Raw genomic sequence first — 12,985 nt, forward strand, 5'->3', positions numbered from 1 at the left:
CTTCGCCCCTACTGACCACTGACCACTGACAAATAACAAATAATAATTTATCTTCAACCGTCATGAATTCCGAATCTAAACTTTCTCAAACAGCCAATTCGTCTTTTTCAATGGACGATTTTGCCAAAGCACTGGAAAAACACGATTACCAATTTCAAAAAGGACAAGTTGTTCGTGGCAAGATATTCCAAGTTGACCACGACGGTGCTTATGTTGACATTGGTGGTAAATCGTCGGCGTTTCTTCCCCAAGAGGAGGCTTCTTTGAGAGCAGTAACTGATTTGTCGGAAATATTACCGATGGATGAGGAACTAGAGTTTTTAATTATTCGGGATCAGGATGCTGAAGGTCAAGTTACCATTTCCCGTAAGCAATTGGAAATGCGGCAGATTTGGGAAAAACTAGCAGAAATACAAGAGAATTCCCAAACTGTTCAAGTGCGGGTAACAGGTGTTAATAAAGGTGGTGTCACTGTTGATCTTTTTGGTTTACGAGGTTTTATTCCGCGATCGCACCTGTCCGAACGTGATAACCTAGATGCACTCAAAGGTCAAAGTCTCACTGTGGGTTTTTTAGAAATTAATCGGGAAACCAATAAACTCGTTCTTTCTCAACGTTTAGCTGCTCGTTCTAGCAACTTCAGTTTATTAGAAATCGGTCAATTAATCGAAGGAAAAATCACCGGCATCAAACCTTTTGGTGTATTTGTAGATTTTAATGGTGTCAGCGCCTTACTACACATCAAACAAGTTAGCCAAAAATTCATTGAATCTTTAGACAAAGTCTTTCAAATTGGTCAACCAATCAAAGCTGTAATTATTGATTTAGACGAAGGTAAAGGTCGAGTGGCGATTTCTACCAGAGTCTTGGAAAACCACCCTGGTGAAGTTGTGGAAAACTTTGCAGAAGTCATGGCTTCAGCCGAATCTCGTGCTAATCGTGCGGCTAATAAAACGGCTGAATAGGTGATTGGTAATTGGTGATTGGTGATTGGTAGTGCGGGCATCTTGCCCGCTATAATAATATTAGAGAACTCCACAAAAAAGATGATCCAATTGAACGCAGATAAACGCAGATAAACGCAGATGAAGAGGGATAAATTAATTAATGGATTTCATGTTTCTGTGCAGCCTGATGTAAAATTGGTATAAGCTAAATATTAAAAAATCAGTCCGTAAAGAAATAAGATATAAAACTTCTATTTATGGATAATTTACCTGAAAATAAATCTAATTGCAATGCAGGTGGTGGTTTACCTGTCATCCAATACTGGATAGAAAAAACTCTGTCACCCCAAGGTTTACAATTATGGCAAACTCTCAATCATAAAAGTGCTTGTTTATCCTGTGCTTGGGGTACGGGTGGACAAAAGGGAGGCTTTGTAAATGAAGCGGGAGAATATTTACAACGTTGTGCTAAAAGTGTGGAAGCAATTGCAGCAGAATTGCAACCAGGAATTAAACAAGATTTTTTTCAAAAATATAATATTAGTGAATTACAACAACTGACTTCTCAAGAATGTGATGATTTAGGGAGACTTAGTTATCCTCTCATTCTCAAATCAGGTTCATCCCATTATCAACGCATTAGTTGGGAAGAAGTTTACGAAATTGCCACAATAGCTTTTCAACAACTACCAGAAAAGATTGCTAGTTATAGTTCTGGACGTTCTGCCAATGAAGCTGCTTATTTATTACAGTTATTAATGAGATCGCTTGGTAGTAATAATTTAGCAGATTGTTCTGATTTATGTCACGCTCCCTCAACCATCGGCTTAAAAAAAGTTTTCGGTTCAGGGACATCAATGGTAAGTTTAGAAGGCTTACAACATAGTGATTGTCTAGTTTTAATTGGTTCTAACGCACCGGCAAATCATCCGCGATTAATGAACGAATTAATCCAATTGCGGGCAAGAGGCGGTAAAGTAATTATTATTAACCCCCAAATTGAAATCGGTTTAGTTAAATTTGCCTCTCCTGCGTTTCCCGTCAAATCTTTACTCACAGGTGGTTCAGATATATCTTCTTTATATTTACAACCGATTCCTGGTAGTGATGTGGCGTTATTTGTGGGGTTGCAAAAATCTCTAATTGAACAGAATTTAATTAAAAGAGAATATCTCGCGTCTTCCACTAAAAACTGGCAACAAATTATAGATTATGCAGAAAATATATCTTGGGATAATATCACTAATACCTGCGGTTTATCTCAAGAAGAAATTACAGCCACAGCTTATCTAATTGGTAAATCAGAAAGTGTAGTATTTGCTTGGGCTATGGGAATCACCCAACAAGCCAACGGTGTAGATAATGTTTTTAGTATCGCAAATACAGCCTTAATTACAGGTAACGCTGGTAAAATTGGCGCAGGAACAATGCCCATTCGGGGACATTCCAACGTGCAAGGATTTGGTTCAATGGGTGTCACCGTCAATTTGCGCGAAGAAATCAAACAAGCATTATCAAAACTATTAGGAAAACCCGTCAGTGAAACTCCTGGTTATCATACCCGTGATTTAATAGCAGCAGCAGAATTAGGAAAGATCAATACTCTCTTTTGTTTAGGGGGAAATTTGTATGCAGCTAACCCCGATTTACAGCAAGCAAAACAGGCTTTATCGCAAATTGAAACCATTTTTTATGTAGCGACAAAACCGAATTTAGGACATTTTCACGGATTAGCAAAACAGCAAACTTTAATATTACCTGTTTTCAATCGGTTTGAAAATCCCCATAGGACGACAACGGAATCAGGTAATAATTTTGTCAGATTAAATGATGCAGGTAAAAGTCATTTACAACCAGATAATTCCGATTTGATTTCCGAAGTTGAATTAATTACAGAAATTGCTCATCGGTTACATGATGAAAATCCGATTAATTGGCGTAAATTACAAGATACAGTTTATGTCAGAGAATTAATTGCTAAAACTATTCCTGGTTATGACAAAATAGGTGAAATTGATCAAACTCAGGAAGAATTTACTATTACAGGGCGAATTTTTGAAGAACCAAAATTTCCCACTTCTGATGGTAAAGCGCAGATGTTTGTCACACCCTTACCCCAATTATCCTTACCGCATAAATCAGCTTTTGGTGTTGAGAAGAATCAATCAGGAATTGTCCTAATATTAGGAACAGGACGGAGTTATGGACAACATAATACAGTAGTTTATCGCAGTGAAGATAAATATCGCAATATGCCCCATCGTCATTGTATTTTAATGAATAGGTTGGATATTAAAAAAGCAGGATTTCAGGAACATCAACGAGTTACAGTTAAAGGAAATGCGGGAGAATTAGAGAATATTGAAATTATTTGTGGTGCAATTCGTGAAGGTGTAGCTTTCATGTTTTATCCTGAAACTAATGTTTTATTTAAAGCAGAAATTGATCCAAAAAGTGGGACACCTGCTTATAAAAGAGTTCCGGTTTTTGTGTTAAAATAATAATGTTAAAAGCTCCATTTTGATACTTGTCTTCAACTAATGTACAAATTGTAATTGTTGTCCGCTTGGTTTTGCCGATATATTCTCTACCACCAATATCTAAATAATCTACAATCCAATATTCAGGAACAGCTAATAGGAGCAATAAATTCATTAACTGTGATTAGTTTTAGGGCTGATTGTACCATTATTATTTTTTTGCTGATTAAATAAAGATTATTCTGGCAATTAGAAACTGCAATTTCTTACTTATTTAGCAATCAGGTTAGATTAATAAATTAAACTTTCCAAACCTTTTTCCCGGACTAAATGCAATAATTTAAGAGCCGCGCCTGTAGGTCGTTTTTGCCCAATTTCCCATTTTTGAACAGTTGATGAACTGATGTTTAAAATAGCAGCAAACACAGATTGGCTGACATTAAATGATTCACGAAGTTGCTTAATTTGTTGAGGTTCTAGCGGTTCAATTGGCGGTAAACACAAGCTATCAAATTCGCGTAACGTAACTTGACTCATTACACCAGCCTTGTATAGTCCTATAGCAGTTTCGTGAACAGCCTCAAGAATTGCTGACTTTTTCTTCCTCATTACAGATTACCTCTATTAATTCATCTTTCAATTTTGCTGTTTCAAGAGCCTCTGCTGTTAAAGACAGCAGTTCTGATGACAGTTTTTTCAAGGCTTCTTTTTCATCCTGATCAATATTGCTACGCTCGTTTTTTGGAAACCCAAACACAAAAAACCAACTATCTCCCTTGTTAGTAGCAACCAATGTACGGAAACCAGCCCTCTTGCCCTTTCCAGAACGGGCAATGCGTTTTTTAAATAGTCCACCTCCTAGGTCCGCGTCGTAAAGACCTGCTGCCATTTCTGCAACAGCATTACAGAGACTAGAATCATTTAACTTCTGATCTTTTGCCCAACGGTTAAACCATCGGGTTTTGTAGATTGCCATATTAGTTTCCTTTAACTAAAGTATAGCACTTGGTACTATAATAGTCAATAATCAAAACTACCTATCCAAACAGATATGCTGATTTTACACAATCTTTACTCATAGCGACAAAAGCTGTTTTGATTGGATGCAACATGATAACCAGCAGAATATTAGAAATTAATCAGTAGAATTTAACCTTCAGAGTTGGTTAGCAATGGTATCATTCGAGTATTACAAAAAGTAAAGGGCAATTTTACTATGACCAAAGCACCTGTTGCTCCTGTGGTGCTAGTCATTCTAGATGGATGGGGCTACTGTGAGGAAACGCGAGGAAACGCAATTACCGCTGCCAAAACTCCGATTATGGACAGTTTATGGGCAGTCTATCCCCACACCCTCATTCGCACATCAGGAAAAGCCGTAGGGTTGCCAGAAGGACAAATGGGCAACTCGGAAGTTGGTCATTTGAACATTGGGGCTGGTCGAGTCGTACCCCAAGAACTGGTACGGATCTCAGATGCTGTAGAAGACGGTTCTTTAGCCGCAAACCCAGCCCTTGTCAAAATTTGCCAGGAAGTCCGTGCTGCTAATGGCAAGTTACATCTAGTGGGGCTTTGTTCTGATGGCGGGGTGCATTCCCATATTACCCATCTATTTGGACTACTTGACTTAGCGAAGGAACAGCAACTTTCACAAGTTTGTATCCACGCCATTACTGATGGTCGTGACACTAAACCGACAGATGCTATCAACGTCATTCAGCAGTTGGAAGACTATATAGATCAGGTTGGCATCGGTGAAATCACTACTATCAGTGGTCGCTATTATGCAATGGATCGTGATAACCGTTGGGATCGAGTCCAACGTGCCTACGATGTGATAACAACAGATAGTGCGGGCAATGGACTCACGGCTGTAGAGACATTGCAAGCAGCTTACGCTGAAGGTGTGACTGACGAGTTTGTTCTTCCCGTCCGTCTGCAACCAGGCGCGGTAGAATCTGGTGATGGGGTTATATTTTTCAATTTCCGCCCTGACCGGGCTAGAGAACTAACTCAAGCCTTTGTCAGCAACACTTTTAACGGTTTTGCAAGACAGCCAATTCAGCCGCTTTCCTTTGTAACTTTTACCCAGTATGATCCAGAATTACCTGTTTCTGTGGCTTTTGCGCCGCAAAATCTGAGTAATATTCTCGGTGAAGTTATCGCTAATCGTGGTTTAAAACAGTTTAGAACTGCGGAAACTGAAAAATATGCCCACGTTACCTACTTCTTTAACGGGGGACTAGAAGAACCCTGTGAGGGAGAAGACCGGGAATTAGTCAGTAGTCCTATGGTGGCGACTTATGATCAAGCCCCGGCGATGTCAGCACAAGCTGTAACAGATGTGGCGATCGCTGCCATGAGAAAGGGCATTTACTCCCTAGTCGTGATGAACTATGCTAACCCAGATATGGTAGGGCATACGGGGCAAATCCCAGCTACTGTGACAGCGATTGAAGCAGTAGATAAATGTTTAGGTCGTCTGATTGATGCTATTGGTAAAGCAGGTGGTACAGCAATTATTACTGCTGATCATGGCAATGCTGAGTATATGCTAGATGAAGGCGGTCATCCGTGGACAGCGCATACTACTAACCCAGTTCCGTTAATTTTGGTAGAAGGTGAAAAAGCCAAAATACCCGGATATGGAACAAATGTGGAATTAAGAAATGACGGCAAATTAGCCGATATTGCCCCAACTATTCTGGATATTTTACAGATATCCCAACCACAAGAAATGACAGGGCGATCATTACTTAAAGCCGCAGAATATGATTTACAACTAACTCGTACTCCTGTACAAATAGGTTTGTAAAATCGTAAAATGGTAGGGGTAAAGCAAGAGCTTCATTGATGTCAACTTAACGCAAAATCTTGATCCCGCAAGGAACTCAAGTTTCTTGCTAATAGCGAAAGTCATCTAAAAGATGACTAAATACTAGGAAAATTTATTAGTCCGTTTTAACGGACTTGAGCTATGAGACAGGGAATTTATTCCCTGACGGGTGTGGAAGCCAAACAAATAAGCCACTTGTACTGAGCTTGCGATGCCCTGAGCCTGTCGAAGGGTCGAAGTATCTGTAACCTAAGTTGACACCAATGAGCAGTGTTAAACCCCTACACCAAATAATAATCTTAAATTTAAAATCTCTGACGTGACTCGTAAATCATTAACTAAAAAACAACGGGCTTTAGAAATTCTTGCCCGTATTCAGTATCTTTATCCTGATGCAACTTGCTCTTTAGATTATGCAACTCCTGTACAATTATTAGTAGCAACTATTCTTTCCGCTCAATGTACAGATGAAAGAGTGAATAAAGTTACACCAGGATTATTTGGGCGATTTCCTGATGCGGAAAGTTTAGCAAATGCAGATTTAACAGAGTTAGAAGAATTGGTACGTTCGACGGGTTTTTATCGCAATAAAGCCAAGAATATTCAAGGTGCTTGTCGAATGATTGTCAGTGATTTCAATGCTGTTGTTCCCAACAAAATGGAAGAGTTATTAAAGCTGCCAGGAGTAGCACGGAAAACTGCAAATGTAGTTTTAGCCCATGCTTATGGTATCAATGCTGGGGTGACAGTAGATACTCACGTTAAGCGGTTAAGTCAGCGTTTGGGGTTGACGAAAAATACCGAACCTGTAGGAATTGAAAAAGATTTAATGAAGTTATTACCCCAACCACATTGGGAGAATTGGTCAATTAGATTAATTTATCATGGTCGGGCTGTGTGTAAAGCCCGTTCTCCTGGTTGTAATCTTTGTGAATTGGCTGATTTGTGTGATATGAATTTGTCTCTCGCAGAGTCGCAGAGTCGCAGAGAGTAATATTGGGGAGTATTGGGTTGGGGTTAATTAACAGAAATTTATATTCTCATGTCCCTATAATTGTGAGTAAGGGTGTAGAATAGAGAATGCTGTCTTTCATTACATTAGGGAATTCATGGCGAAAAAGAGTATGATTGAGCGCGAGAAGAAACGCGCCAAAATGGTAGCTAAGTATGCTGACAAGCGGGAAGCACTACTAGAAGAGTTCAGAACAGCAGCATCTCCGTTGCTAAAGCTAGAAGTTCACCGCAAAATTCAACAATTACCCCGCAACAGTGCGCCTACTCGTAAGCACAACCGTTGCTGGTTAACTGGTCGTCCTAGAGGCTTTTACCGTGATTTCGGACTATCTCGGAACGTCCTCCGGGAATGGGCCCATGAAGGTTTGTTACCCGGTGTTGTTAAGTCTAGCTGGTAGTTAGTTGTCAGTGGTTAGTTGTCAGTGGTCAGTTGTTAGTTGCTAGTTGTCAGTTGTCAGTGGCTATTGGCTGTGAACCAACGACCAATGACCAATGACCAATCACCAATCACCAATCACCAATCACCAATGACCAATCACCAATCACCAATGACCAATCACCAATCACCAATCACCAATTACCAATCACCAATTACCAATAAATAAGATATTATTGACCACAACAATGATCAATTCCCAGACTATCTAAGAGTAGATCGCTAACGGCGTTGGCGATCGCAAACTCCCCAAAAAAGCTTTTAGAAAAATCAAATGATTGCATCTCTGTGACAATAGCAATTACCAGAGAACCTAAATCATTTTCTCCTTCCATGCGTTGTCTCACAAAAATCTGTGATGCCCGCTGGGCTATATTTTGATTTATTGCTTCAGGAATAAACTCTTGATCAAGCCAATGCAACAAGTTTTGTTGTAACCATTCTCCTTCTTCTTGGGGATTTTCCGAAGGTGGTAAGGTAATGGGTGGAATTGCTTGAGTCATTTTTGTTTGTATATTTTATATAGAATTTGTTTGCTGTGGGTAATCTCAGAAGAAGACAATGGAATACGATGTTGCTGCTATTATTCGGGGTTATGCTCAAGGTTATTTTCTCATGTCTGATGAGAGTAATAACCTGGGATGGTATGGAAGTAACGAACGGACTCTAATTCCTTTAGATGAACGCTTTCGCTATCCTAAATCATTACAGCGTGTTCTTAATCAGGAACGATTCACAGTAGCCGTTAACCGGGACTTTTTGGGTGTGGTTGCTGGCTGTGCTAACCGCGATACAACTTGGATTTCTCCAGAATTAGAAAAGATTTATTGGTTACTTTACCAAACTGGTTACGCTTATAGTTTTGAAACTTGGCAAGGTGATGAATTAGCTGGGGGAATTTTAGGGATTGTCATTGGTGGTATTTTTATTGGTGAATCCATGTTTTTCAATATTTCTGAAGGTTCTAAAGTGGCAATGGTGAAATTGGTAGAAAGATTACGAGAAAGAAAATTTCTACTATTTGACGCGCAAATGATGAATCCTCATTTAGCCAGATTTGGTGCTTATCATGTTAGTAGTGAAGAATATGAAATTTTACTAAAACAAGCATTACCAAGTCCTTGTAAATTAATTTGATTGGTAATTGGTAATTGGTAATTGGTCATTGGTGATTGGTAATTGGTAATTGGTGATTGGTGATTGGTGATTGGTGATTGGTGATTGGTAATTGGTAATTGGTCATTGGTAATTGGTAAAGGCAGGGTTTGGGAAGTAGTGAGTTGTCAACCGTGACAGAGAAATTGGATAAAATCGGGTTGATTAATTAGTAAGCGGTTAAGAAATTGTTGAGTGAGAGAAATAAAACTCTTGCCTGTTTCCTAATTAACTTTTTCCAACACAACACAGCTAACAGAAATATCTTTGAACAACCATAATGCGTATTTTAGAGAATCGAACCACCTCAGAGGTTGGTAAATGGGTAACATAAGTCGAATGACCATTGCGAGTGTATATAATACAGGTGTAATGGTAGTTGATTGCACTAAATAACCTCCTGCGAGAATTTCTCCATTGACAATTTTGAAATCGGGAAATAGGCTACTCAATTCCTGGATATCAGGTCGAAACATGGTATCTATAGGATCGCGGTGGTAGGGATATTTATAAGGAACTGTAACGAAAATATAGCCAGATTTAGGGATAATAGAGCTAATTATTTGACATATTTCTTCTCTATTCGTTACGTGTTCCAATAAGTTAGAACACAATACAGATTGAATATTCATTTCTGAAAGTTTCTGTAAAAAATCAAGGTCGCATAAATCCCCCACTAGATCAACACCTGTATCGTTTTTCATGTCCGCATGAATTACTGAGTAGCCCTTTGTTCTAGCAGGTTTGAATAATAGTTCATCAATCCAAGGTTGTTCATGTTCTCTAAATTTTTGGTTTGAACTACCAATATTGAGTATAGGGAATACAGTGTTTGGGTCGAGAGAATAGATAATATTTGCCAACCACCTAGCTTCTTCTTTGAACATAATGATTTAATGCACCGTCATTGGACTATATCAACTAAGAACTAGACTACTAACGATAGAATTAGATTGGTAAGATTATTCACTATAAAGCCATCAAGAACCATGCCCTCTGATATTGCTGTCGAGAAGAAAAAGTTAAAAAATCCACCTTTGCAAATGCACTACTTAGGCGATCGCGTGTTGCGACAACCTGCAAAGCGTGTTACCAAAATAGATGACGAACTCCGCCAAATAGTGCGCGAAATGCTGCAAACTATGTATAGCTCAGATGGCATTGGTTTGGCTGCACCTCAAGTTGGTATCAATAAACAGCTGATCGTCATTGACTGCGAACCAGATAACCCAGATCATCCGCCATTAGTATTAATTAACCCGACGATTAAACAGGTTAGCAGTAAGCTCTCTGTGGCTCAGGAAGGGTGTTTAAGTATTCCCAACGTCTATCTAGATGTAAAACGTCCAGAAGTGGTAACAATCGCCTATAAAGACGAGTATGGCCGCCCCCAAACTTTAAAAGCCGATGATTTACTGGGTCGCTGTATTCTCCACGAACTTGATCACCTTAATGGCGTGGTATTTGTAGATCGTGTAGAAAATTCCTTGACTTTAACCGAGGAGTTATCGAAGAATGGCTTCTCGTATCAAGCAGTGAAACCAGTAGCATAGGGTGGTCTAGTAGTGTATTTAACTCCAAAAAGCGGTTTATTTTTAGGTGGTGCTTGTTTTACAGCGATTGCGGCTGTTGGTTCGGTGTTTGAATTGAGTTATGGAGAACCAAATTTTGGTTTCCAAACCACTGCCATTATCCTAGCTTTGAGCATTCCTCTCACCGTATTCTTTTTTATTGCCGCAGTGAAGGATGCACGAGCTAATATGAAATAAGCATCAGGTATATGAAAAAGGTAAGAGGATGAACGAGGAATGCACACTTCACCCTTTTACCTTTTATTTTTTACTAAGTAATGGAACACTATCAAGAAAAGTTACAGCAAATTGCTTGATTAGGTTAAAAATCGGCAAAAAACTACTCAACTACGCTATAATAAATGCTCTCTATACTTCAATAATAACTAATTATGAAAAAAATAGAAATAGAACTAGATCAAGAAACTTATGACAAAATACAACAATTAACTCAGACTAATCATTGTCAAATCTCAGACTTAATTAAAGCCATGATTGAGCAATTGACTCAACCAGAGATTCTCAACGATTCATTTATTGGCAAATGGTCAGATGATGCAGAATTAGTTGATCAACTGATTGAAGATATGTTAAAACATCGAACCTGAAAAATGCTAAATTAACAGTGAAAAATAAAACTTTAATTGATACAGATATTTTATCGGAAATTCGGAAAGGTAAAAATCCCCAAGTTATAGCTAAAGCTATTGCTTATAAAACTATTTTTAAAAATTATACAATATCTGTAATTACAGTCTCAGAAGTTATCAAAGGATGGAGAAAATTAAACCGCAATGATCGGATTCAGGAATTTTTAATAGATTTACCACAAATGGAAATCTTATCTTTAGAACAAAAAGGTGCTGAATTATCTGGATTAATTTATGCCGATTTAGAAAAAACTGGACAAACTATAGGATTAGCAGATGTATTAATTGCTGCAATTGCTATAGAAAATAATTTAATTTTAGTAACAGGAAATACTAAACACTATCAAAAGATTCAATTATTAGGTTATCCTTTACAATTAGATAATTGGAGATACTGATTTTGGGATAATTTAAATTCTGCCAAATAAAATTATGCTACCAACTTCTACCCAAATACTCCGACTTTCCCAAGGACATCTCAACTTACTCGCAGCTTGTCCGCGCAAATTCCAGCATAGCTATTTAGAACAACTGAATACTCCTTTAGATCCTAAACATGAAGAATATCAAATTTTAGGGAGTCGGTTTCACTTACTTATGCAGCAGCGAGAAATGGGTTTACCTATTAATAACTTACTACAAGCAGATCCTCAATTGCAAAATTGGATGACTGATTTTAGGAAAATTGCTCCAGAAATATTTATAACTAATATTGATAATCAAACTTTTCGAGAAAGTGAACATTATCGAACCTTGCAAATTGGAAATTACCTCCTCACAGTTATTTATGATTTATTAATTGCTGATCAAAATCAAGCCCAAATTCTCGACTGGAAAACCTATCCCCAACCACCAAAATCAGAAACATTAGCTCAAAATTGGCAAACAAGACTGTATATGTATGTCATGGCAGAAACTAGCAACTATTTATTAGAAAATATTTCCATGACTTACTGGTTTGTGCAATCAAAAGGGCAAACTAAAAAAATCAAATTTTTATATAATGAAAAAGAACATCAAAAAACAGCAGAGGAATTACATCAACTATTAAACAATCTTACAAAATGGATAAAAGATTATGAATATAATATATCCTTACCGCAAATTAAGGAATATCAGAAAATCTGTGAATCTTGCCAATATGCAGTGAGGTGTCAACGTCAAAAAATCAAACAAGTGAATATAGATATTAATCAACAGTTTCCTAGTTTGGAAAATATTGCAGAAGTATCACTTTGAACTTTTAAAAATATGCAGAACTTTGATGATACAGCAGATTTCGCTCTAATGAGGTACAAACTTGAATTATGAAACTCTTGTAGCAATCCAGGGAATAAATTCCCTGTCTGATAGCTAAAGTCGGTTAAAACCGACTATTTTTCTTATAACGAATTTTAATCTGTCTGCGCTTAGAGGGTGTTTGAAAAGAGAGATAAAAAATGTCAAAATAGAAATAATATCCAAAATTATCAACATGGCTCCATTACCCGATTATCGTCCCAAACAAATGTCCCTAGGTCCCCTAGAAGCAGAAATCCTCAGTATTATTTGGGAATTGAGTTCAGTAACAGTCAAAGATGTACATGATCGGATTCTGGCTGATCCTAACCGCGAATTGGCTTATACTTCTGTTACCACCGTTTTGCGTCGTCTCACGGAAAAAGGTTGGTTAGCTTGTGATAAGCACAGCAAAGCCTTTTATTGGCGGCCATTGCTCACTAAGCAACAAGCAGATATTATTAAAGCCCATGATCAATTACAGCGATTTTTAGCAGTAGGAAATCCTGATGTAATTGCGGCATTTGCTGATAGTTTAGATCAAGCTGCTAGTGACCAAATCGAAGCGATCGCTAAACGCATCCAAGCCGCACGGGAAGCCAGAGGAGAAAAATAGAA

Annotated in this window: 17 protein-coding genes and 1 pseudogene; 13 read left to right on the forward strand and 5 right to left on the reverse strand. The window is 38.1% G+C overall.

Annotated elements, in window-relative coordinates:
* Nucleotides 1-62 precede the first annotated feature (62 nt).
* A complete protein-coding gene (locus FJR06_RS11205; RefSeq protein WP_015079250.1) occupies nucleotides 63-965 on the forward strand; it encodes a S1 RNA-binding domain-containing protein in 903 nt (300 codons plus the stop codon).
* 239 nt (nucleotides 966-1,204) lie between these two features.
* Nucleotides 1,205-3,448, forward strand: a complete 2,244-nt coding sequence (locus tag FJR06_RS11210; protein WP_015079249.1) for an FdhF/YdeP family oxidoreductase — start codon at nucleotides 1,205-1,207, stop codon at nucleotides 3,446-3,448.
* Nucleotides 3,449-3,455: 7 nt separating this feature from the next.
* Here FJR06_RS11210 and FJR06_RS24340 read toward each other — a convergent pair.
* The 3 genes and pseudogenes from FJR06_RS24340 to FJR06_RS11225 form a co-directional block, all read right to left on the reverse strand.
* Nucleotides 3,456-3,587, reverse strand: a pseudogene (locus FJR06_RS24340) (Uma2 family endonuclease); the annotation flags it as partial.
* A 131-nt stretch (nucleotides 3,588-3,718) separates the two neighbouring features.
* A complete protein-coding gene (locus tag FJR06_RS11220) occupies nucleotides 3,719-4,036 on the reverse strand; it encodes a DNA-binding transcriptional regulator (RefSeq protein WP_015079248.1) in 318 nt (105 codons plus the stop codon).
* Complete coding sequence (locus tag FJR06_RS11225; protein WP_015079247.1) at nucleotides 4,008-4,403, reverse strand: type II toxin-antitoxin system RelE/ParE family toxin; 396 nt, start codon at nucleotides 4,401-4,403, stop codon at nucleotides 4,008-4,010. The genes FJR06_RS11220 and FJR06_RS11225 overlap by 29 nt, the downstream gene beginning before the upstream one ends.
* 240 nt (nucleotides 4,404-4,643) lie before the next feature.
* On the opposite strand from FJR06_RS11225, the gene gpmI reads away from it, so the two are divergent.
* From gpmI to FJR06_RS11245, 4 genes are all read left to right on the forward strand, one after another.
* Nucleotides 4,644-6,242, forward strand: coding sequence for a 2,3-bisphosphoglycerate-independent phosphoglycerate mutase (gpmI, locus tag FJR06_RS11230; RefSeq protein ID WP_015079246.1), 1,599 nt, complete (start codon nucleotides 4,644-4,646; stop codon nucleotides 6,240-6,242).
* Nucleotides 6,243-6,582: 340 nt separating this feature from the next.
* Nucleotides 6,583-7,257 (forward strand): endonuclease III, encoded by a 675-nt coding sequence (gene nth, locus FJR06_RS11235; RefSeq protein ID WP_174782917.1) that lies wholly within the window; start codon nucleotides 6,583-6,585, stop codon nucleotides 7,255-7,257.
* 115 nt (nucleotides 7,258-7,372) lie between these two features.
* Nucleotides 7,373-7,675 (forward strand): 30S ribosomal protein S14, encoded by a 303-nt coding sequence (gene rpsN / locus FJR06_RS11240; RefSeq protein ID WP_015080153.1) that lies wholly within the window; start codon nucleotides 7,373-7,375, stop codon nucleotides 7,673-7,675.
* Nucleotides 7,676-7,714: 39 nt separating this feature from the next.
* Nucleotides 7,715-7,882: a hypothetical protein gene (locus FJR06_RS11245; RefSeq protein ID WP_168651446.1), complete on the forward strand. Its 168-nt coding sequence runs from the start codon at nucleotides 7,715-7,717 to the stop codon at nucleotides 7,880-7,882.
* Nucleotides 7,883-7,886: 4 nt separating this feature from the next.
* On the opposite strand, the gene FJR06_RS11250 is transcribed toward FJR06_RS11245, so the two are convergent.
* Nucleotides 7,887-8,216, reverse strand: coding sequence for a hypothetical protein (locus tag FJR06_RS11250; RefSeq protein WP_015080154.1), 330 nt, complete (start codon nucleotides 8,214-8,216; stop codon nucleotides 7,887-7,889).
* A gap of 58 nt (nucleotides 8,217-8,274) precedes the next feature.
* On the opposite strand from FJR06_RS11250, the gene aat reads away from it, so the two are divergent.
* Nucleotides 8,275-8,850, forward strand: coding sequence for a leucyl/phenylalanyl-tRNA--protein transferase (gene aat, locus FJR06_RS11255; RefSeq protein ID WP_015080155.1), 576 nt, complete (start codon nucleotides 8,275-8,277; stop codon nucleotides 8,848-8,850).
* Nucleotides 8,851-9,092: 242 nt separating this feature from the next.
* Here aat and FJR06_RS11260 read toward each other — a convergent pair whose 3' ends face one another.
* A complete protein-coding gene (locus FJR06_RS11260; RefSeq protein ID WP_015080157.1) occupies nucleotides 9,093-9,755 on the reverse strand; it encodes a hypothetical protein in 663 nt (220 codons plus the stop codon).
* Nucleotides 9,756-9,857: 102 nt separating this feature from the next.
* Between FJR06_RS11260 and def the strand changes: the two genes are divergently transcribed.
* From def to FJR06_RS11290, 6 genes are all read left to right on the forward strand, one after another.
* Complete coding sequence (gene def, locus FJR06_RS11265) at nucleotides 9,858-10,421, forward strand: peptide deformylase (RefSeq protein WP_015080158.1); 564 nt, start codon at nucleotides 9,858-9,860, stop codon at nucleotides 10,419-10,421.
* A 12-nt stretch (nucleotides 10,422-10,433) separates the two neighbouring features.
* Nucleotides 10,434-10,637, forward strand: coding sequence for a hypothetical protein (locus tag FJR06_RS11270; protein WP_015080159.1), 204 nt, complete (start codon nucleotides 10,434-10,436; stop codon nucleotides 10,635-10,637).
* 194 nt (nucleotides 10,638-10,831) lie between these two features.
* Nucleotides 10,832-11,047 (forward strand): hypothetical protein, encoded by a 216-nt coding sequence (locus FJR06_RS11275; protein ID WP_015080160.1) that lies wholly within the window; start codon nucleotides 10,832-10,834, stop codon nucleotides 11,045-11,047.
* Nucleotides 11,048-11,064: 17 nt separating this feature from the next.
* A complete protein-coding gene (locus FJR06_RS11280; RefSeq protein ID WP_015080161.1) occupies nucleotides 11,065-11,487 on the forward strand; it encodes a PIN domain-containing protein in 423 nt (140 codons plus the stop codon).
* Between the two features lie 34 nt (nucleotides 11,488-11,521).
* Nucleotides 11,522-12,328, forward strand: coding sequence for a PD-(D/E)XK nuclease family protein (locus FJR06_RS11285; protein ID WP_168651447.1), 807 nt, complete (start codon nucleotides 11,522-11,524; stop codon nucleotides 12,326-12,328).
* A gap of 235 nt (nucleotides 12,329-12,563) precedes the next feature.
* The gene (locus FJR06_RS11290; protein WP_015080163.1) at nucleotides 12,564-12,983 is read left to right on the forward strand and encodes a BlaI/MecI/CopY family transcriptional regulator; all 420 of its coding nucleotides are present in this window, start codon (nucleotides 12,564-12,566) and stop codon (nucleotides 12,981-12,983) included.
* The last annotated feature ends 2 nt before the right edge of the window (nucleotides 12,984-12,985 follow it).

The sequence above is a fragment of the Dolichospermum sp. UHCC 0352 genome (genome assembly GCF_009711925.1).
GTDB classification, from domain to species: domain Bacteria; phylum Cyanobacteriota; class Cyanobacteriia; order Cyanobacteriales; family Nostocaceae; genus Dolichospermum; species Dolichospermum lemmermannii.

Excerpts from the sequence above, each read along its gene's own strand:
- FJR06_RS11285 (WP_168651447.1), top strand. The coding sequence starts at position 11,522 with ATGCTACCAACTTCTACCCAAATACTCCGACTTTCCCAAGGACATCTC.
- FJR06_RS11275 (WP_015080160.1), top strand. The coding sequence starts at position 10,832 with ATGAAAAAAATAGAAATAGAACTAGATCAAGAAACTTATGACAAAATA.
- def (WP_015080158.1), top strand. The coding sequence starts at position 9,858 with ATGCCCTCTGATATTGCTGTCGAGAAGAAAAAGTTAAAAAATCCACCT.
- FJR06_RS11205 (WP_015079250.1), top strand. The coding sequence starts at position 63 with ATGAATTCCGAATCTAAACTTTCTCAAACAGCCAATTCGTCTTTTTCA.
- gpmI (WP_015079246.1), top strand. The coding sequence starts at position 4,644 with ATGACCAAAGCACCTGTTGCTCCTGTGGTGCTAGTCATTCTAGATGGA.
- FJR06_RS11290 (WP_015080163.1), top strand. The coding sequence starts at position 12,564 with ATGGCTCCATTACCCGATTATCGTCCCAAACAAATGTCCCTAGGTCCC.
- FJR06_RS11260 (WP_015080157.1), bottom strand. The coding sequence starts at position 9,755 with ATGTTCAAAGAAGAAGCTAGGTGGTTGGCAAATATTATCTATTCTCTC.
- rpsN (WP_015080153.1), top strand. The coding sequence starts at position 7,373 with ATGGCGAAAAAGAGTATGATTGAGCGCGAGAAGAAACGCGCCAAAATG.
- FJR06_RS11225 (WP_015079247.1), bottom strand. The coding sequence starts at position 4,403 with ATGGCAATCTACAAAACCCGATGGTTTAACCGTTGGGCAAAAGATCAG.
- FJR06_RS11250 (WP_015080154.1), bottom strand. The coding sequence starts at position 8,216 with ATGACTCAAGCAATTCCACCCATTACCTTACCACCTTCGGAAAATCCC.
- FJR06_RS11210 (WP_015079249.1), top strand. The coding sequence starts at position 1,205 with ATGGATAATTTACCTGAAAATAAATCTAATTGCAATGCAGGTGGTGGT.
- FJR06_RS11220 (WP_015079248.1), bottom strand. The coding sequence starts at position 4,036 with ATGAGGAAGAAAAAGTCAGCAATTCTTGAGGCTGTTCACGAAACTGCT.
- aat (WP_015080155.1), top strand. The coding sequence starts at position 8,275 with ATGGAATACGATGTTGCTGCTATTATTCGGGGTTATGCTCAAGGTTAT.